Source organism: Lentzea albidocapillata subsp. violacea (assembly GCF_900100275.1).
GTDB lineage: Bacteria > Actinomycetota > Actinomycetes > Mycobacteriales > Pseudonocardiaceae > Lentzea > Lentzea violacea.
On the sequence record NZ_FNET01000007.1, the window covers coordinates 1 to 18,519 of the forward strand.

The following is an 18,519-nucleotide window of genomic DNA, read 5'->3' on the forward strand; positions in this document are numbered from 1 at the left end:
CGGCACACCATCCGCACACGCCAGCACGATCCTGCACCGCTGCGCCAGCACCTGCGACGACTTCGCCCGCCGCGCCCACCGCTGCAACGTTTCCCGCTCCTGCTCGGTCAACGTCACCTCAGCAGGAGGACGTCCAATCCGCGCCATCACCCCACCATAGACTTACCCAGCGGATTTCAGGCGCAGGACACTAGTGGCGCGACCCGGAACGTTGGCGAGGTAATCCACGCTCAGCAGGGCGCCTCGCGGCGCCGCCCCCACGCCCCCGTACATCCAGTACGAGGACGTGGGGGCGACACCACGATGCACCCGTCTGACCGCGAATTCCCCCGGCAACCTTCCGGGCCACGCCACTAGTCCCTGAGCTTGCGGCCCTGCGCGTCCGTGCCGCCGTTGACCAGGATGATGATCCCGTCGATCAGCGACCAGATGCCGCAGCCACCGCAGGTCAGCAGCTGGGCGACGGCGATGCCGGTGTGACCGGTGTAGAAGCGGCCGATGCCCAGGTTGCCCAGGAACAGCTGCAGCACGCCGGCGGCGACCTTCGACTTGTCCGACAGCGGCACGCCGGTGATCGGGTCGTAGCCGTACGGGGCGCCGGGGGTGCCGTAGCCGGGCGGGAGCATGCCGGGCGGGGGCGGCGGGACCGCGTACTGCGGCTGCGGGCCGGTGGGCGGCGGGTAGTACGGCTGAGTGGGCTGGGGCGCGTAACCGGGCGGGGCCGGGGGCACGGCGAACGGCACCGACGGCGGCGCGAGGAACGGCGGATGGGGCTGCGGCAGGTCGCGGAACAGCTCCGCGAGCTCGGCGTAGCTCTGCGCGCCGGACGCGCGGTTCACGCGTTCCTGGTATTCACCGATGTCGAGCCGCGCCATCGCGAAGTGGTCGTTGAGCGCGGTGATCGCCTCTTCGCGCTGCTGGTTGCCGATGCGTTGCTGCTCAGGCCCGAATGCTTCTGACACGGCACGCACGGTATCCGATGCAGCAGATCGATATGGGGAATACGCTGCGACGATGCTGGTCGGTGTCCCAAAGGAGATCAAGAACCACGAGTACCGTGTCGCGATCACCCCCGCCGGAGTCGTCGAGCTGGTGCGCCGCGGCCACGAGGTCGTCGTCGAGCGTGACGCCGGTGCGGGTTCGTCGTTCCCCGACCACGAGTACGTGGCGGCGGGCGCGCGGATCGCCTCGTCGGCCGACGACGTGTGGGGGTCGGCGGACCTGGTTCTCAAGGTCAAGGAACCGATCGAGCCCGAGTACCACCGCATGCGCCGCGACCAGGTGCTGTTCACCTACCTGCACCTCGCGGCTTCGCCGTCGTGCACCGCGGCGATCGCGGCCTCCGGCATCACGGCCATCGCCTACGAGACCGTGCAGCTGCCCGACGGGTCGTTGCCGTTGCTGGCGCCGATGAGCGAGATCGCCGGGCGGATGGCCGCCCAGGTCGGCGCGCACTGCCTGGAACGAGCCCAGGGCGGGCGCGGGGTGTTGCTCGGCGGGGCGCCCGGAGTGGCGGCGGGCAAGGTCGCGGTGATCGGCGCGGGCGTGGCGGGGATGAACGCGGCGACGATGGCCGTGGGCATGCAGGCCGAGGTCGTCGTGCTGGACAACAACGTCAACCGGTTGCGGCAGATCGACTTCACCTACCGCGGGCACCTGCAGACGATCGCCTCGAACGTCTACGAGGTCGAGAAAGCCTGCCAGTGGGCGGATCTGGTGGTCGGCGCGGTGCTGGTGCCGGGCGCGAAGGCGCCGAAGCTCGTCAGCAACGACCTGGTGTCGCGGATGCGGCCCGGCAGTGTGCTGGTGGACATCGCGGTCGATCAGGGCGGGTGTTTCGAGGACACGCGGCCGACCACACACGACGCGCCGACGTACCGCGTGCACGACTCCGTGTTCTACTGCGTCGCGAACATGCCTGGTGCCGTGCCGAACACGTCGACGTACGCGCTCACGAACGTGACGCTGCCGTACGTTATCGCCTTGGCGGACAAGGGTTTCGATCGTGCTGTCGCGGATGACCCGGCGCTCGCCAAGGGTGTCAACGCGCGTGCTGGAGTGATCGTGCTGGAAGGGCTGGAGTGATTGCCGAGCTGGTGGCGACCTATCTCGACCACCTCGCCGTGGAACGCGGCACCGCCCGCAACACGCTCGACTCCTACACGCGCGACCTGCGCCGCTACACCGAGCACCTGGAGTCCATAGGTGTCACGGACTTGGGCGCGGTTACGGAACTGCAGGTGAGTGAGTTCCTGGCCGTGCTGCGCGAAAGCGGGCTCGCGGCGTCGTCTGCCGCACGGACGTTGGTCGCCGTGCGCGGGTTGCACCGCTTCGCACACCGTGAAGGCGTTGTGCCGCATGACGCCGCACGGGCCGTGCATCCGCCGTCGCCGCCGAAGAGGCTGCCGAAAGCTTTACCGATCAATGAGGTTCTCACCCTCCTGGAAACTGTGGGAAACCTCAGGGACAAAGCACTGCTGGAGCTGCTGTACTCGACGGGAGCGCGAATCTCCGAGGTCGTCGGGCTGGACGTGGACGACATCGACGCTGCCGAGCGCACGGTGCTGCTGGACGGGAAGGGAGGGAAACAACGGCTGGTTCCGGTCGGGCGGCCGGCGTTGGCGGCGGTCGACGCCTACCTGGTGCGAGCACGTCCCGCGTTGGCGGCCAAAGGACGTGGTACGCCTGCGTTGTTCCTGAATACACGTGGCGGAAGGCTGTCGCGGCAGAGTGCGTGGACGGTTCTGAAGACCGCGGCGGAGCAGGCCGGCATCACCGCGGTGGTGTCGCCCCACACGTTGCGACATTCGTTCGCCACCCATCTGCTCGAAGGGGGTGCCGACGTTCGGGTGGTGCAGGAACTTCTCGGGCATGCATCCGTTACGACCACTCAGGTGTACACGCTGGTAACCGTTACGACTTTGAGGGAGGTCTACGCAACTGCACACCCTCGGGCCACTGGAACATGAGGCTTCCACGGGTACGGTGGGCAGGTGCCGAACTTGGACGAGCCGTCCCCACAGGCCATCGACCTAGCCGCCGTGCTGCACGCGCTGAGTGACCCGACAAGGCTCGCGGTCGTGCGCCAGATCCAGTTGAGCGGCGAGAGGCTGTGCGGGGCTTTCGAAGTTGACGTAGCGAAGTCGACCCTGTCCCAGCACCTGCGCGTGTTGCGCGAAGCGGGTATCACCCGAACACGCTGCCGCGGCAACCAGCGCTGGGTGTCATTGCGTCGCGATGACCTGGATCTTCTCTTCCCCGGCCTGCTGGACGTGGTGCTGTCCGCCGCCGATCGGCGAACACGAACGGATGTCACTGTCTAAGTAACTCTTGACAAGCCCGGCGAGGCGCGTTGCCGCTCGCACGGGTGCGGCCTAGGCTGCGCCCGGAGAGACGACTACGACCAGTGAGGGAACGCCAGCCATGTCGACACCGGAGCACGCTTTCGCGCCCCGTGCCGATCTGAACATGGCCCCGCACGCCGCGCCGGTGGACGACGTCGCTCACGAGCAGGTCGACGGGATCGGTCCGACAGGCCGCACGCGCCGCATCATCCCGGATCCGCCGCAGTTGCTGCACCACGGCCCGGCGAAGATCCTGGCCGTCTGCAACCAGAAGGGTGGCGTCGGCAAGACGACGACGACCATCAACCTGGGCGCGGCGCTGGCCGAGTACGGCCGCCGGGTGCTGCTCGTCGACTTCGACCCGCAGGGCGCGCTCTCCGTGGGTCTCGGCGTGCACCCGCACCAGCTGGAAACCACGATCTACAACGTCATCATGGAGAACGACACCGCCGTTCCCGACGTGATCCGCAAGACCATGGTCGACGACATGGACCTGCTGCCGAGCAACATCGACCTGTCGGCGGCCGAGATCCAGCTCGTGTCGGAGGTGGGCCGCGAGCACACGCTCGTGCGCACCCTTCGTCCCGTGATCGACTACTACGACTACGTGCTGGTCGACTGCCAGCCCTCGCTCGGCCTGCTCACGGTGAACGCCCTCGCGGCCGCGGACGGTGTGCTGATCCCGCTGGAGTGCGAGTTCTTCTCGCTGCGCGGGGTGGCGCTGCTCATCGACACCATCGAGAAGGTCAAGGAACGGTTGAACCCCAAGCTCAACATCACCGGCATCCTCGCCACGATGTACGACCCGCGCACGCTGCACTCGCGTGAGGTCATGGCCCGCGTCGTGGAGGCGTTCGGCGAGATCGTGTTCGACGCGGTCATCAACCGCACGGTGCGCTTCCCGGAGACCACCGTGGCCGGCGAGCCGATCACCCGCTGGGCACCGCGGTCCGCGGGCGCCAACGCGTACCGCGCGCTGGCTCGCGAGGTGATCGCCCGGTGAACCGTCGCCCAACGCTTCCCGGGGCCGCGGAACTGTTCAGGCTGACCGCTGCGCCCACCGAGGTCTCCTCCTCCGAGGACGCTCCGCAGCAACGCCGGGGTTCCGGCCGCACCAAGCACACCACGAAGATCACGGTCTACGTGTCCGACGAGGAGCTGCTCGCTCTGGAACAGGCGCGGCTCGTGCTGCGCGGTTCGCACTCGCTGGGCGTAGACCGCGGGCGCGTGGTGCGCGAGGCGGTCGCCATCGTGCTGGACGACCTCGAAACGCACGGTGACGCGTCGTTGCTGGTACGCAGGTTGCGCGAGCAGTGACAGAGCAAACCCCTGCTGACACTCCGGTTGACGACGGCAAGTTCAGGGTCCGGCTCACGAACTTCGAGGGCCCGTTCGACCTGCTGCTGCAGCTGATCTCCCAGCACACGCTCGACGTGACAGAGGTGGCGCTGCACACGGTCACCGACGACTTCATCGCGCACCTGCGCGGCATGGGCGACAAGTGGGACCTCGACGAGACCACCGAGTTCCTGGTCATCGCGGCGACCCTGCTGGACCTGAAGGCCGCCCGGCTGCTGCCCACCGGCGACGTCGAGGACGAGGACGACCTGGCCCTGCTGGAGGCGCGCGACCTGCTGTTCGCCCGCCTGCTGCAGTACCGCGCCTACAAGCAGGTCGCCGCGCTGTTCGCGGAACTGGAGCAGGGCGCGTTCCGGCGCTACCCCCGCTCGGTGTCGCTGGAACCGCGCTTCGAGGGCCTGCTGCCCGAGGTGATGCTCGGCGTCACGCCCGACAGGTTCGCCCTGATCGCGGCCGCCGCCTTCCGCCCGAAGCAGAAGCGCACGCTGTCGGTCGACCACATCCACCAGCACCGCGTGTCGATCCGCGAGACCGCCGACATCCTGCGCGCGATGCTGATCGAGAAGGGCACCGCGTCGTTCTCGGAGATCGTCGCCGAGTGCACCGAGACCATGGAGGTCGTGGCGCGGTTCCTGGCACTGCTGGAGCTGTACCGCGAGAAGTCGCTGGCCTTCGAGCAGGAGGACCCGCTCGGTCCGCTGCGGGTGACGTGGGTCGGCGGGACGTTGGAGGACGCGCAGGCGCAGGTGCACGCCGGCGACGAGGATGAGGACTACGCCGGATGAGTGAGCCACTGGTCGGGCCGGACGCGGCGGAGATCAAGAAGCCGGGGCCGGCGTTCGACGGCGGCGAGCCGCAGGAGCCCGACGCCGCGCTGGACGACGCCGCTCCCGCCGCCGTCGTGCTGGAGGAGCCCGCGGCCTCTGCCGAGGTCGTGGCCGAGGTCGCGGAGCCCGAGCCCGATGCCGCGCTGGACGACGCCGCTCCCGCTGCTGTCGTGTTGGAGGAGCCCGCGGCTTCCCCCGAGGTCGTGGCCGAGTCGAGTGACACTCCGGAGCCCGACGCCGCGCTGGACGACGCCGCTCCCGCCGCCGTCGTGCTCGAGGAACCCGAGGTCGCGGAGCCCGAACCCGACCCGGCCGACACCGAGGACGCCGCCGCCCTCGAGACCCAACTGCTCGCCGCGGCCCCCGAAGAGGCGATCGAGGACAGCGGCCTCCCCGACCTCACCGACGACGCCATCTTCGAGGCGGCACTGGAGTCCGTCCTCCTCGTCGTCGACAGCCCGATCGGCGAAGACGCCCTCAGCAGCGCTCTTGAGCAGCCGGTTAAGCGAATCAAGCAGGCACTCCGTAGACTCTCCACCAGGTACACCGAGTCCGGCAGCGGCATCGACCTGCGCAGGGCGGGGGACGGCTGGCGGTTCTACACGCGAGACCGCTTCGCCCCGTTCGTGGAGAAGCTGCTGCTCGACGGCCAGCGCGCGAAACTGACCCGCGCTGCCCTGGAGACGCTTGCGGTGATCGCCTACCGGCAGCCCGTGACGAGGGCGCGGATCGCGGCGGTTCGAGGCGTCAACGTGGACGGTGTGATCCGGACCCTGGTCGCACGGGGGCTCATCGAGGAGACGGGCACCGACAGCGACACGGGTGGGATCCTGTACCGCACGACCGAACTGTTCCTGGAGCGGTTGGGGCTGTCGTCACTTGCCGACTTGCCGCCAATCGCCCCGCTGCTGCCCGAAGTGGATGCGATCGACGATGTCTGAGAACGAGGGCGTGCGCCTGCAGAAGGTGCTCGCGCAGGCGGGGGTCGCCTCGCGCCGCGCTTCCGAAGAGCTGATCGAGCAGGGGCGGGTGCAGGTCGACGGCAAGGTCGTCACCGAGCAGGGGCGGCGGATCGACCCCGAGACGGCGGTCGTGCACGTCGACGGACTGCGGGTGCAGATCCGCGAGGACGTCGTCACGATCGCGCTGAACAAGCCGTACGGGATGCTCTCCACGATGGAGGACGACCTGGGCCGTCCGTGCGTGGGCGACCTGGTGCGCAGCCGCAAGGAGCGGCTGTTCCACGTCGGGCGCCTCGACGCCGAGACCGAGGGGCTGCTGCTGCTCACGAACGACGGTGAGCTCGCGCACCGGCTGATGCACCCGAGCTACAACGTCAAGAAGACCTACCTCGCCGAGGTCCCCGGACCTCTCGAGAAGGGCCTCAACAAGAGGCTCAAAGAGGGCATCGAGCTCGAGGACGGGCCGGCCAAGGTCGACTCCTTCAAGCTCATCAGCTCCGTGCCCGGCAAGGCGCTGGTCGAGATCGTGCTGCACGAAGGCCGCAAACACATCGTCCGCCGCCTGATGGAGGCCGCCGGATTCCCGGTGCAGTCGCTGGTCCGCGTCGCTGTCGGCGGTGTTTCCCTCGGGAACCAGCGCCCCGGTTCGATGCGGGTGCTGAACCGGCAGGAGGTCGGCGGGCTCTACAAGCTCGTCGGTCTCTGACCCCGGCGCAGGAAGGGGCCGCCACACCGGCGGCCCCGAGGGACGACTCAGCTGCACCAGCTGATGTGGATGGAGTGGACCCAGATCCCCTTGGCGCCACCCCAGAAGTCGCCCTTGAACCAGAGCGAGCCGTCGGCCGGCTTCACGCTCCTCATCTCCGACAGCTTGACGAAGCCCTGCCCCTTCATCACCGTGCCCAGCTTCCGGTAGCCGGTGCCGGGGCCGGAGCGGTAGTTGACGTCGTTCTTGTTCACGCAGTGGTAGCCCGCGGCGGTCACGGACTCGGACGCCTGCGCCACGCCTGGCGCCACCAGCAATGCGAGACCTGCGGCCACCACTGCGGCCGCGTTGCGGAACGTCATGGAGGTTCTCCCCTCGTCTGCCCGGCGCCGAACCGGCCGGGACGAGGGCAAAAGCTAGGTCCGCGGCATTGTTCAGTGCCGAACCCGCCCGCGTGATCATCACTCTGTGGACAATGTGGCCGGGGGGAGAACCACATGCCACGAGGGGAAACGCCGCTCGGCGCCGTCGACTCGGAGCTCGGGCGGTTCGCCGGCGGGCTGCGCCGGCTGCGCGAGAAAGCGGGCACGCCGCCGTATCGGGAACTGAGCTCACGGGCGCATTACTCGGCGGCCGCGTTGTCCGAGGCCGCCGCCGGCAAGAAGCTGCCCAGTCTCGCGGTCACGCTCGCGTACGTCGTGGCGTGCGGAGGTGATGCCACGGAGTGGGAGCAACGGTGGCGGGCTATCGCGGAGCCGCCCGCCGATGGCGGCACGCCGCCGTACGCGGGTCTCGCCGCGTTCGGCACGGAGGACGCTGACCTCTTCTTCGGTCGCGAGAAACTCACGGCGAAGCTCGTCGCACTCACGGCGGAACGTCCGTTCGTCGGTGTGTTCGGCGCGTCCGGCTCGGGGAAGTCGTCGCTTCTGCGCGCCGGACTGGTTCCCGCGCTGGACCGGACGCTGGTGTGCACGCCCGGCCCGAGCCCGCTGGACGAGTGCGCGGTACGGCTGGCCGAGCTCACCGGCGAACCGGCGCTCGACCTGTACGAGCGGCTCAAGGCGGACCCGGACGTGCTGCGGTTGCTCACCAAGGGCGTCACGGTGGTGGTCGACCAGTTCGAGGAGGTCTTCACACTCGCCGACGAGGGCTGGCGGGGCGCCTTCATCACGGCGCTGACCCGGTGCGACAGCGTGGTGATCGGCGTGCGCGCCGACTTCTACGGCCACTGTGGACACCACCCGGCGCTCGCGGAGGCGTTGGAAGGCGCTCAGCTCCTCGTCGGTCCGATGACGCCGGACGAGCTGCGGCGCGCGATCGTGGAACCCGCCCAACGCACCCACGTGACCGTAGAGTCCGCGCTGGTCACGAGGCTCGTCGCGGACGTCGCGGGGCAGGCGGCCGCGTTGCCGTTGATGTCGCACGCACTAGTGGAGACGTGGCGGCGGCGTCGCGGCATGACGATGACGCTGGCGGGCTACGAGGAGGCGGGCGGGATCGAGCACTCGGTCGCCCGCACCGCCGAGCAGGCGTTCCGCGCGCTTTCCGCGCAACAACAGCAGGTGGCGCGGGACGTGTTCCTGCGGCTCGTCGTAGTAGGGGAGGGCACCGACGACACGAAACGCCGTGTGCCCCGCCAGGACCTGGACGACGAGGTGCTGGACCGGCTCGCCGCCGCCCGCCTGATCGTGCTCGACCGGGACCACGTCGATCTTGCCCACGAGACGCTGCTCCGGTCGTGGCCCCGGCTGCGGGACTGGATCGCCGAGGACCGCGACGCCGTGCGCGCCCGCCAGCATCTGTCGGAGGCGGTCGCCGCGTGGGAGGCGAACGGCAGACACGCCGACGCCGTCTACCGCGGCGTCCGCCTCGTCCAGATCAGGGAACTGGACGGGCTCACCGGGCCGGAACGGGACTTCCTCGCCGCCGGCACCAGGATCGAACGCCGTCGCGCGCACCGCCTTCGCGCGCTGGCCGCGGTGCTGACAGTGCTGGTCGTCGTCCTCACCGGCGCCGTGCTGCTGGCCGTCGACGCGACACAGGTGGTCGCCGCGCAACGCAACGCCTCACTCGCCCGCGAGGCCGCGTCGGAGGCTCGCAGGCTGGCGATCACCGATCCGGGCGGCGCGGCCAGGATCGCGCTCGCCGCGCACGCCGTGGCGCGGACCGACGAGACACGAGATGCCGTGCTGAGCGTGTCCGCCGCCGTCCAGCGGACCTCCGTGCCGATCGTGACCACCCCCATGACGGTCCGGTTCTCGCCGTCCGGCCGCGCCCTGATCGTCCAGGACCAGGACAGGAGCATGTGGTGGGTCGAGGGCACCGAACGCCGCCCGCTCCCGTTCACGACCGACAACCGGTTCCACGTCAGCGCTGACGAGAAGCGGTTCTTCGTGCCGGAGGACGGGTTCCGTGTCCGCGTGTACGAGGCCGGCCGAACGGTCGAGATGCTGCCGCACTTCGCGATCCACGACGTCGACGGCACCGGCAGCATGGTCACCGGTGTTGATGTCTTCGAGACCGGCGACCGGATCTCCAGCCCGGACCGCATCCGCCTGTGGGACCTGAGCGGCACACCAAAGGACACGCTCTTGCCCGTGGAAGGGGTCATCGCGAGCGCGCTGAGCCGGGACGGCCGCACGCTCGCGGTCGCGCTGAACGACGGCGCGATGGAGTTGTGGCGAGTAGGCGGGGAACGGATCGCGCGCTGGCACAGGGAAGGCAAGCCGGCGACGAGACTGTGGATGAACGACGACGGCACGGTGCTCGCTGCGTGGCTGGACTCCCGCAGGACAGTGCAGTTGTGGCGGCTCGACGGTACTCCGCGGTGGTCGGCCGACCTGTCGGTCTCCTCCTCGACCCTTCCGGACGTGGCCTTCGGCGACCAGACGATGGCGGTGCACCTGGAGCCGAGCATCCAGGTGTGGGATCTCCGTCATGAACAGCCGCGCCGGACGGCGGAGTTCGGCGGGTTCACCAGCCACGTCCCGTCGATGCGCTATCGGCCGGACATCGGCGAGTTCGTCGCCTTCGAGTGGGAGGGCTCGAACGTGTGGACCTTGCGCGGCGACCTGACCGCCGCGCTGATACAGGTCTGCGCCGTGGCAGTCTCGCCTCTGTCCGACGAGGAGTGGCGGCGGCGGTTCCCGGATGTGGAACGCGTGCCCGTGTGCTGACCGAGGTCGTGGGTGGCGCGTGCGCGGGCCACCCACGGCCACTCCGGCGCCGGTTCGGGGCGCGAGCACCGGGTCTTCCCCGTGTAGTTGCCCCCCGACGTTAGGGCGAACGGGTTGTTCACGGTCATGTGTTCGCCGCTGAACAAAGTTCTCTGAACAATGACGGGATGCCGAGACGGGAACGCCCTCTCGACGAGGGCGAGAGTGGTCTCCTGCGGTTCGCGGCGGATCTGCGCCGGCTGCGGGAGCGTGCGGGCAGCCCCACCTACCGGGAACTGAGCCGGCGGGCGCACTACTCAGCGGCGGCGCTGTCGGAGGCGGCCGGTGGGCGCAAGCTGCCGAGCCTGGCGGTGACCATGGCGTACGCCAAGGCCTGCGACGCCGATCCGGAGGAGTGGGCGCGGCGGTGGCGCGCGGTCGTCGAGTCCGAACCCCGTGGTGGGAACGACAGTCCGTACGTGGGGCTCGCGATGTTCCAGCCCGGCGACGCGCCGAAGTTCTTCGGGCGCGAGCGGTTGACGGCCGAACTGCTCACCACCCGGAACCGCTTCACCGGCGTCTTCGGACCGTCCGGTGCGGGCAAGTCCTCGTTGCTGCGGGCCGGTCTCATCGCCCGCACCCGCGAGCCGGTGCTGCTGTTCACGCCCGGCGCGAACCCCGTGGAGGAGTGCGCGATCGCGCTCGCCCGGCTCACCGGCGGGGAGGCGGCCGCGCTCGCCGGCGAACTGGAGGACCCCGGCGCGCTCTGCCGCAGGCACCCGCACCTCGTGGTCGTCGACCAGTTCGAGGAGCTGTTCACGTTGTGCCGCAACGAAGAGCTTCGCCGGTGGTTGATCAAGGCGCTCATCGGCTGCCCGAAGGTCGTCATCGGCGTGCGCGCCGACTACTACGGCCACTGCGCGCAGTACCCCGATCTGGTCGACGCCCTCGAAGGCGCGCAACTCCTCCTCGGCCCCATGACGTCCGACGAGCTCCGCCTCGCCATCACCGAACCCGCCGCGGTCGTGGGGGCCAAGGTCGAGACCGCGCTGCTGGCCAGGCTGATGGCCGACGCGATGGGGCAGGCGGCCGTGTTGCCGTTGCTGTCGCACGCGCTCGCGCAGACCTGGCAGCACCGGCGCGGCATGACGCTGACCCTCAGCGGTTACGAGGAGGTCGGCGGCCTCGAACACGCTGTCGCCCGCACCGCGCAGGAGGTGTTCGACGGCCTGTCCGCGGCCGGGCAGGAGCAGGCGAGGCAGATCCTGCTGCGGCTCGTCACCGCCGACGGCACCAAACGCCGCGCGCACCAGGCCGAACTCGAAGCCGACGACGAGGTGCTGTTCGCGCTGGCCGCGGCGAGGCTCGTCGTGATCGACCGCGACGGCGTCGAACTGGCGCACGAGGCGTTGATCCGCAGCTGGCCCACGTTCCAGCGCTGGGTCGAGGAGGATCGCGAGAACATCAAGGCGCAGCGCGAACTCACGCACGCCACGCAGACCTGGGAGTCGCTCGACCGCGACCCCGGTGTGCTGTGGCGGGGACGCCGCCTGGTGAACGTCCCGGCAGGACTTTCCCTGAACGCCAAGGAACGCGCCTTCCTCGCCGCGAGCCTGGCCGCCGAAGAGGAGGCCTCGGCGAGCGCCCGAAGACGCACCCGCCGTCAACGCCAGCTGCTCGCCGCACTCGCGGCACTCGTGGTCGTCGCCGCCAGCTCGACCGCTTTCGCCCTGCGGGCGGGCATCGCCGCCGACGAGCAGCGCGCCAACGCGGCCGTGCTGAGAGCAGTGGGGGAGGCCGCAGCGCTGCGTTCCACGAACCCCGCCCTGGCGCAGCAGGTCGCGCTTGCCGCCTACCAGCTCGTGCCGTTGCCCCAGGCGCGTAACGGACTGCGGCAGGAGGACGTGCCGTCCCAGGTGCTGCGCGAAGCCCAGTCCGAGGTGACGGCGCTGGTGGTCGGCCCGACCCAGCAGCAGGTCGCGACCGGGCACCGGGACGGCACGGTCGTGCTGACGACGCTGGACGACCTGCCGTCCCCACGCACCTCCCACGACGCCACCAGGCACTCCGGTGCCGTCACCGCGCTCGCGATGGACTCGACCGGTGGCCTGATCGCGTCCGCCGCCGACGACGGCACCGTGCACCTCGTCGACGTCTCCCTCGGCAGACCGCGCGAACTGGCCGCGCTTCCCGTGCGTGCCACCGCGATCGCCTGGCAGGGCGGCACCCTCGTCACCACCGGCGCGGACGGCGCCCTGAGCTTCTGGACGGACCTGCGCCACGAACGCCCGAGGCTCCTCACCACCGCCCAGCCCGGCCTGGGACCGCTGGCGGCCATGTCGTTCCGCCCGGACGGCCAGGTCCTCGCCGCCGTCACCACCGGCCACGCCGTGCACCTGGTCGACGTCAGCGACCCGCGTGACGTCAAGCTCCTGTCGCTGACCAGGGAGTTCGCCGGCGGCGCCCAGTTCGCCGGCGCGGACCGCCTGATGACCACCGCGGGCACGGCCGTCCACCTCTGGGACACCACCGACCCGCGTGACCCCGTCCTGCGTGCCGCGATCCGGTCCGGCGGCGGCGAGGTCACGGCCGCCTGGCTCGCCGCCGGCCGGGTCGCGGTCGCCACCGACGACGGCCTGGTGCGGCTCTGGCTGCTCGGGGACGGCGAACCGGTCGAGCAGGCCCTGCTGCGCGGGCACACCGGACCGGTCACCGCGGTAGGCCTGACGCCCAGGGGTGACGAGGTCGTGACGGGTGGCGCGGACCGGGCGGTGCGGCTGTGGAACGCCGACCCGCGCGACCCGGCGGTCAGGATCTGCGAGCAAGCGTTTCCGCGGATGAGCCGCGAGCAGTGGGCGCAGTACTTCGGCGATCTCGACTTCGCCCCGCCATGTCGCGAGTGAAAGCCCAGGACCTGGCCGGTGGAACGATCACGAAGCGCACGTCCGGATGGTGAGGGATTAGCGGGCCGTTAGACGGAGGGCGAACCTCTGGTGGACAATCCGGCCAGGAGGCGGCATGCCAAGAGGGGAACGTCCGCTGGGCCCGGAGGACACCGCGTTGCTGCGGTTCGCCGGTGACCTGCGCAGACTGCGTGACCAGGCAGGCAAACCGAGCTATCGCGAACTGGCCCGGCGCGCGAACTACTCGCCGACCGCGTTGTCCGACGCGGCCGGCGGACGCAAGCTGCCCTCACTCGCGCTGACGCTCGCGTTCGTGCGGGCCTGCGAGGCCGATCCCGCCTCGTGGACCAGGCGATGGCGTGAACTCGCCGCCGAGCACACCCAGCCGTTGCACCCGAACACGCCGTACCCCGGCGGTGCGCCCTTCACCGAGGCCGACGCGAAGCGGTTCTTCGGGCGTGAGTGCCTCGTCGAACAGGTCGTCGAGTCGGTCAGGGCCAAGCCCGTCACCGTCGTCTTCGGCGCCTCCGGATCGGGCCGGACGTCGCTGCTGCGCGCCGGACTGCTGCCCGCCCTGGACGACGCCGTGGTGATCACGCCGGGGCAGGACCCGGTCGGGGCCCTCGCCGCGGCCCTCGCCGAGATCTTCGAGAACACCACCGCGAGCCGGTTGGCGCAGGAGTTCCGGGAGGACCCCGACCACCTCAGGCTGCGGATCCGCCAGCACCGCCCTGGCCTCGTGCTCCTCGTCGACGACTTCGAGAGGGCGCTGGACGCGGACGACTTCGTCGCCGCCGTGACCCGCTGCCCCCACGTCGTGCTTTGCGTGCGTGCCGACGAGCGGCGGCGCTGGCACGACCAGGGCGTCCACGCCGCCGAGATCACCATCGAGCCGATGAGCGCGGACCAGGTGCGCCGCGCGATCGCCGAACCCGCGGCCAAGATCGGTGCCACCGTCGAGACCGCGGTGATCGCGCGCCTGGTCGCCGACGCCGCGAACCAGCATGCGCTGCCGCTGGTGCAGCAGGCCCTGGTCGAGACGTGGCGGCGCAAGCGCGGCATGACGCTGTCGCTGGCCGGTTTCGAGGAGTCCGGCGGCATCGAACACGTCGTCGCGCAGTCCGCGGAGACCTTCTTCGCGGACCTCGGCGAGGCCGACCAGCGCGTGGCCAGGCAGCTGTTCCTGAGGCTCGTCTCGGTGCCGCGCAACGGGATCGTGCAACGTCGCAACCGCCTGCTGGACGTCGACGCCCGCCTGCTCGGCCTCCTCGTGAAGGCACGGCTGGTGACGCTCACCGAGGACGGCGTCGAACTGACCCACGACGCCGTGCTGCGCTGGCCGAGGCTCGCCGGGTGGATCGACGAGGAACGCGAGAACCTCAGGACGCACCAGCAACTCGTCACCGCGATCGAGCTGTGGGAGGCGAGCGACCGCGACCCGCTGGCGCTCTACCGGGGCGTCCGGCTGCGCCGGGCCAAGGAGCTCGGCGAGTTCCTGACGGTTCAGGAGCGCCGGTTCGTCGACATCAGCACCAGACGCGAGACGCGCCGCTCGACGGCGTTGATCGCGGTCGTGGCGGTGCTGCTGGCACTGGTGCCCGGCACCGTCGTCTACGCGCTCGCGAACGAACGCAAGCTCACCGAGATGAGCGACAGGGCGCTGGGCGGCAAGGCGCTGTCGCAGTCCGAGGCGCTGCTGGAGCAACGCCGGCCGTACGCGGACAAGTTCGCGCTGGTCGGCTACACGGTCAACCCGTCGGCCGAAGCCGAGAAGGTGCTGCGGCTCGCGAACGCGGTCGCGAGCGGCATCCTGTTCACCGGCACGCCGAAGGACGACGCGGACGTGGTGGTCTCCCCGCGCGGGGAGATGGCGGCGGTGACCGACCAGGACGGTACCGACCGGATGTGGGGCATCGACGACGGCAAGGCGTGGCCCGGCAAGAAGTTCGCCGACCGCCATCGGGTCGTGAAGCTCGCCGAACGCCGTGCCGTCACGAGGGACTTCAACGGCCAGGAACACCTGTGGGCCGTCGGCGACGCGAACGACGTCACCTACCTGACGGCGTTGCCCGGCCGGTTCCGCACGCTCGACCTCAGCCCGGACGGCTCCCGGCTCGCCGGCAAGGTCGGCGCCTCGGTCGAGGTCGGGCTGCCGACGCCGGACGAGTCCGAGTACGCGGAGCTCTACGACCTGAGCGACCCGCGCCACCCCCGCAAGCTCCCGATGCCGGTGAGCAACCCCGGGACCGTCGCGCTGAGCCAGGACGGCCGCGAGCTCGCGACCGGCGTCTGGAACTCGGCCACCGGCACCACGACGATCCAGTTCTGGAGCATCGGCGGCACCGTCGAGTCCGCGGGCCCGGCGATGTCCCAGCACGCCTACGTCCGCGGCATCACCTACAGCGGCGACGGGCGCTGGCTCGCCGTCGAGCACTCCTCGCCGGAGTCGGTCGTCGAGGTGTGGCAGCGCGTGCCGAGCGGCACGCCCGTGCTGCGCGCACGGCTCGACACGGCGTTGCGGGCCGGTGCCCGAGTCACGTTCTCCGACGACGGCCGCGTGGCCGTGGTCCGCGACAACGTCTTCGAGGTCCACCAGCTCCACGCGAGCGACCGTCCGGCGGACCGGCTCGTGTACGTCGTCGGGCACGGCAACTCCACGCGTGCGGTGTTCCGGCCGCAGAACCGCGACTTCCTCGTGCGCAGCGGGGGCCAGGATCCGGAGCTGCTGCCGTACGACCTCGACACCGGCGGCATCATCAAGAGGATGTGTGAAAAAGACGGCGCGAGGCTCACTGACTCCGAATGGGTGAAGAGCTTCGGCGAAGTGGCGCGCGTGAAGGTCTGCTGAATCCCGCGATGTGCGGGAAACAACCCGGAGTTGAGCGTGCACGCATTGTGAACTGGAGATCCACTCTCTAGGGTGACCGAGTGCGTGCGTTCACAAGGGGACTCATCGGCATCGCCGGGTTCCTCGCGCTCTGGGAGCTCTTAGGACGCTCTCCCCTTCTACCCGCGGATGCGCTGCCACCACCGTCCCTCGTGTTCGGTGAGCTGGTCGTGCAGCTGACGTCCCCCGAGTTCATCAGTCATGTCGTGGCAACGGTTCTGGCGGTGCTGATCGCCATCGCCATCGCCATCGCCATCGCGGTGCCGAGTGGACTCGTCCTCGGCAGCGTCCCGGCCGTGCGGCACGCGACCAGGGCGGTCATCGAGTTCCTCCGTCCGATCCCTTCTGTGGCACTGATTCCGCTCGCACTCGTGATGCTGGGCTTCGGCCCGGAAACGAAGATCACGCTCGCGGTCTACGCGGCACTGTGGCCGATCCTGTTCAACACCATCTACGCGCTGGACGAGCTGGACCCGTTGCTCGTTGAGACGTCACGGGTTTTCGGCACCGGACGTGTCGGCGTGCTGTTCCGGGTGGCGTTGCCGAGCGCGTTGCCGTTCGTCCTCACCGGAATCAGGCTCGCGGCGACGACGGCGCTGATCGTGATGGTGAGCGTGGAGCTCATGGCGGGCAGCCAGATCGGTCTCGGCTTCTTCATCATGGAGGCCCGCAGCGGGCCGGGCCGGATGGACCAGGTGCTGGTCGGCACCGTGGTCGCGGGCGCGATCGGCGTCCTGCTCAACAGCGGTCTCGAGCGCGTCCGCAAGCGTTGGGTGGCCTGGTGAACAAGTTCCTGCAACGGTGGACCGTGTTCGCCGGTCTCGTAGTCTTCTGGCAGCTGGCCGGCATGGCGGCCGACGACCCGTTCTTCCCGCCACCGTCCGACATCGTGTCGGCGGCCTGGGAGTGGTGGGTCCTGGAGCCCCAGAACGTCACCGAGCACATCCTGCCGTCGATCGGCCGGCTGCTGTCGGGCTGGGCGATCGCCTCGGTCATCGGCGTGGCGCTGGGCGTGCTGCTCGGCCGCTCCGACCGGGCGATGGACTACGCGGGACCGCTGCTGGTGTTCCTGCGCTCGATCCCGCCGCCCGCGCTGGTGCCGGTGTTCCTGCTGCTGTTCAGGGGCGGCACGTCGATGCAGCTCGCGACGATCATCTTCGGCGTGATCTGGCCGGTGCTGCTCAACAGCGTGGACGGCGCCCGTTCCGTCGACGTGACCAAAGTGGACACTTCCGCGGTCTTCCGGATCCCGCGCCACCAGTGGGTTCTCGGGGTGGTGCTGCCCGCGGCCTCACCGAAGATCTTCGCCGGGCTGCGGGTGTCGCTGTCGCTGTCCCTGGTGCTGATGGTCATCTCCGAGCTCGTGGGCACGGACAACGGCATCGGTTCGCAACTCATGCAGGCACAGCGCGAGTTCGACTACACGCGCATGTGGGCCGGCATCGTCCTGCTGGGCGTGCTGGGCTACGGACTGAACACCGTGCTTCTGGCGGTGGAACGCAGAGCTTTGGCTTGGCAACCGAGGAGCAGGGATGAGCAACATGCTTGAGGTGGCCGACCTAGGCCACAGCTACGGCGACTACGAGGCCATCGGTGGCCTCACGTTCACCGTGCGCGCCGGCGAGCTGGTGTGCGTGGTCGGACCCTCCGGATGCGGCAAGTCCACACTGCTGCGCACGATCTCGGGGCTCATCGCGCCCTCCCGCGGTGACGTGACCCTCAACGGTTCCCACCTCGCGGTGGTGTTCCAGGACTACCAGCGTTCCCTGTTCCCGTGGCTCACGGTGCAGGGCAACGTGGAGTTCCCGCTGCGCTCCCTGCCGCGCGCCGAACGCCGCTCCCGCGCCGCCGAGGCCCTGGCCTGGGTGGGTCTCTCGGCGGCCGCCAAGAAGCGGCCGTGGCAGCTTTCCGGTGGCATGCAACAACGTGTGGCGATCGCGCGCGCTCTGGCGTACCGGCCGGCGTTGCTGTTGATGGACGAGCCCTTTGCCTCGGTGGACGCGCAGACCCGGTTCGAGCTGGAGGACCTGTTGCTGCGCGTGCGCCGTGAGCACGACACGACCGTTCTCGTGGTCACCCACGACATCGACGAGTCGGTGTACCTGGGCGACCGCATCCTGGTGCTCTCCGGCTCGCCCGCGAAGCTGGTGGCGGACCTGGAGGTGCCGTTGCCCGCCGAGCGTGACCAGGTGACGACGCGGACGGACGAGGCCTTCGTGGCGTTGCGGTCCAAGGTGGCCCGGCTGCTGAACGTCGGCGGCAAGCCCACCCTCGACGTCGACAAGTGGGCTGCGGCGGAACGGGAATCGCTCAGCGAGACCGTCTCGTCCTGACAGTCGCTTGAGACAGGTGAGCCCCGGACCGCCGCGGTCCGGG

Annotated in this window: 16 protein-coding genes; 14 read left to right on the plus strand and 2 right to left on the minus strand. The window is 70.0% G+C overall.

What is annotated here, in order from left to right:
• Positions 1-353 precede the first annotated feature (353 nt).
• Positions 354-962: an NINE protein gene (locus BLR21_RS17200; protein WP_090007111.1), complete on the minus strand. Its 609-nt coding sequence runs from the start codon at positions 960-962 to the stop codon at positions 354-356.
• Positions 963-1,014: 52 nt separating this feature from the next.
• Between BLR21_RS17200 and ald the strand changes: the two genes are divergently transcribed.
• The 8 genes from ald to BLR21_RS17240 all read left to right on the plus strand — a co-directional run bounded on the left by ald (position 1,015) and on the right by BLR21_RS17240 (position 7,198).
• Positions 1,015-2,085 carry an alanine dehydrogenase gene (gene ald, locus BLR21_RS17205; protein ID WP_090006851.1) on the plus strand — a complete coding sequence of 357 codons (1,071 nt, stop codon included), beginning with the start codon at positions 1,015-1,017 and terminating at the stop codon, positions 2,083-2,085.
• An 8-nt stretch (positions 2,086-2,093) separates the two neighbouring features.
• A complete protein-coding gene (gene xerD / locus BLR21_RS17210; protein ID WP_476737557.1) occupies positions 2,094-2,969 on the plus strand; it encodes a site-specific tyrosine recombinase XerD in 876 nt (291 codons plus the stop codon).
• Positions 2,970-2,993: 24 nt separating this feature from the next.
• Entirely contained in the window at positions 2,994-3,323 is a 330-nt protein-coding gene (locus BLR21_RS17215) for an ArsR/SmtB family transcription factor (protein ID WP_090006852.1), read from the plus strand.
• 145 nt (positions 3,324-3,468) lie between these two features.
• Positions 3,469-4,347 (plus strand): ParA family protein, encoded by an 879-nt coding sequence (locus BLR21_RS17220; protein ID WP_245816457.1) that lies wholly within the window; start codon positions 3,469-3,471, stop codon positions 4,345-4,347.
• Positions 4,344-4,661, plus strand: coding sequence for a hypothetical protein (locus BLR21_RS17225; protein ID WP_090006853.1), 318 nt, complete (start codon positions 4,344-4,346; stop codon positions 4,659-4,661). The genes BLR21_RS17220 and BLR21_RS17225 overlap by 4 nt, the downstream gene beginning before the upstream one ends.
• Positions 4,658-5,488, plus strand: a complete 831-nt coding sequence (locus tag BLR21_RS17230) for a segregation and condensation protein A (protein WP_090006854.1) — start codon at positions 4,658-4,660, stop codon at positions 5,486-5,488. The genes BLR21_RS17225 and BLR21_RS17230 overlap by 4 nt, the downstream gene beginning before the upstream one ends.
• The gene (gene scpB, locus BLR21_RS17235) at positions 5,485-6,471 is read left to right on the plus strand and encodes an SMC-Scp complex subunit ScpB (protein ID WP_176929670.1); all 987 of its coding nucleotides are present in this window, start codon (positions 5,485-5,487) and stop codon (positions 6,469-6,471) included. The genes BLR21_RS17230 and scpB overlap by 4 nt, the downstream gene beginning before the upstream one ends.
• Positions 6,464-7,198 carry a pseudouridine synthase gene (locus tag BLR21_RS17240; protein WP_176929671.1) on the plus strand — a complete coding sequence of 245 codons (735 nt, stop codon included), beginning with the start codon at positions 6,464-6,466 and terminating at the stop codon, positions 7,196-7,198. Before scpB ends, BLR21_RS17240 begins: the two co-directional genes overlap by 8 nt.
• A 47-nt stretch (positions 7,199-7,245) precedes the next feature.
• Here BLR21_RS17240 and BLR21_RS17245 read toward each other — a convergent pair whose 3' ends face one another.
• Positions 7,246-7,560, minus strand: a complete 315-nt coding sequence (locus tag BLR21_RS17245) for an SH3 domain-containing protein (protein ID WP_090006855.1) — start codon at positions 7,558-7,560, stop codon at positions 7,246-7,248.
• A 135-nt stretch (positions 7,561-7,695) separates the two neighbouring features.
• On the opposite strand from BLR21_RS17245, the gene BLR21_RS17250 reads away from it, so the two are divergent.
• The 6 genes from BLR21_RS17250 to BLR21_RS17275 all read left to right on the plus strand — a co-directional run bounded on the left by BLR21_RS17250 (position 7,696) and on the right by BLR21_RS17275 (position 18,476).
• On the plus strand, positions 7,696-10,374 hold the full coding sequence (locus BLR21_RS17250; protein WP_090006856.1) for an nSTAND1 domain-containing NTPase: 2,679 nt from the start codon (positions 7,696-7,698) through the stop codon (positions 10,372-10,374).
• A 167-nt stretch (positions 10,375-10,541) separates the two neighbouring features.
• Positions 10,542-13,256 (plus strand): nSTAND1 domain-containing NTPase, encoded by a 2,715-nt coding sequence (locus BLR21_RS17255; protein WP_090006857.1) that lies wholly within the window; start codon positions 10,542-10,544, stop codon positions 13,254-13,256.
• A gap of 115 nt (positions 13,257-13,371) precedes the next feature.
• Entirely contained in the window at positions 13,372-16,104 is a 2,733-nt protein-coding gene (locus BLR21_RS17260) for an nSTAND1 domain-containing NTPase (protein ID WP_090006858.1), read from the plus strand.
• Positions 16,105-16,184: 80 nt separating this feature from the next.
• Positions 16,185-16,928, plus strand: a complete 744-nt coding sequence (locus BLR21_RS17265) for an ABC transporter permease (protein WP_090006859.1) — start codon at positions 16,185-16,187, stop codon at positions 16,926-16,928.
• Positions 16,925-17,692, plus strand: coding sequence for an ABC transporter permease (locus tag BLR21_RS17270; RefSeq protein WP_256334740.1), 768 nt, complete (start codon positions 16,925-16,927; stop codon positions 17,690-17,692). Before BLR21_RS17265 ends, BLR21_RS17270 begins: the two co-directional genes overlap by 4 nt.
• Positions 17,676-18,476: an ABC transporter ATP-binding protein gene (locus tag BLR21_RS17275; RefSeq protein WP_051769417.1), complete on the plus strand. Its 801-nt coding sequence runs from the start codon at positions 17,676-17,678 to the stop codon at positions 18,474-18,476. Before BLR21_RS17270 ends, BLR21_RS17275 begins: the two co-directional genes overlap by 17 nt.
• Positions 18,477-18,519 lie beyond the last annotated feature (43 nt).

Bases quoted from the DNA above. Each gene is read 5' to 3' on its own strand.
- ald (WP_090006851.1), top strand. From the start codon at position 1,015: ATGCTGGTCGGTGTCCCAAAGGAGATCAAGAACCACGAGTACCGTGTC.
- BLR21_RS17220 (WP_245816457.1), top strand. From the start codon at position 3,469: ATGGCCCCGCACGCCGCGCCGGTGGACGACGTCGCTCACGAGCAGGTC.
- scpB (WP_176929670.1), top strand. From the start codon at position 5,485: ATGAGTGAGCCACTGGTCGGGCCGGACGCGGCGGAGATCAAGAAGCCG.
- BLR21_RS17240 (WP_176929671.1), top strand. From the start codon at position 6,464: ATGTCTGAGAACGAGGGCGTGCGCCTGCAGAAGGTGCTCGCGCAGGCG.
- BLR21_RS17245 (WP_090006855.1), bottom strand. From the start codon at position 7,560: ATGACGTTCCGCAACGCGGCCGCAGTGGTGGCCGCAGGTCTCGCATTG.
- BLR21_RS17250 (WP_090006856.1), top strand. From the start codon at position 7,696: ATGCCACGAGGGGAAACGCCGCTCGGCGCCGTCGACTCGGAGCTCGGG.
- BLR21_RS17255 (WP_090006857.1), top strand. From the start codon at position 10,542: ATGCCGAGACGGGAACGCCCTCTCGACGAGGGCGAGAGTGGTCTCCTG.
- BLR21_RS17260 (WP_090006858.1), top strand. From the start codon at position 13,372: ATGCCAAGAGGGGAACGTCCGCTGGGCCCGGAGGACACCGCGTTGCTG.
- BLR21_RS17275 (WP_051769417.1), top strand. From the start codon at position 17,676: ATGAGCAACATGCTTGAGGTGGCCGACCTAGGCCACAGCTACGGCGAC.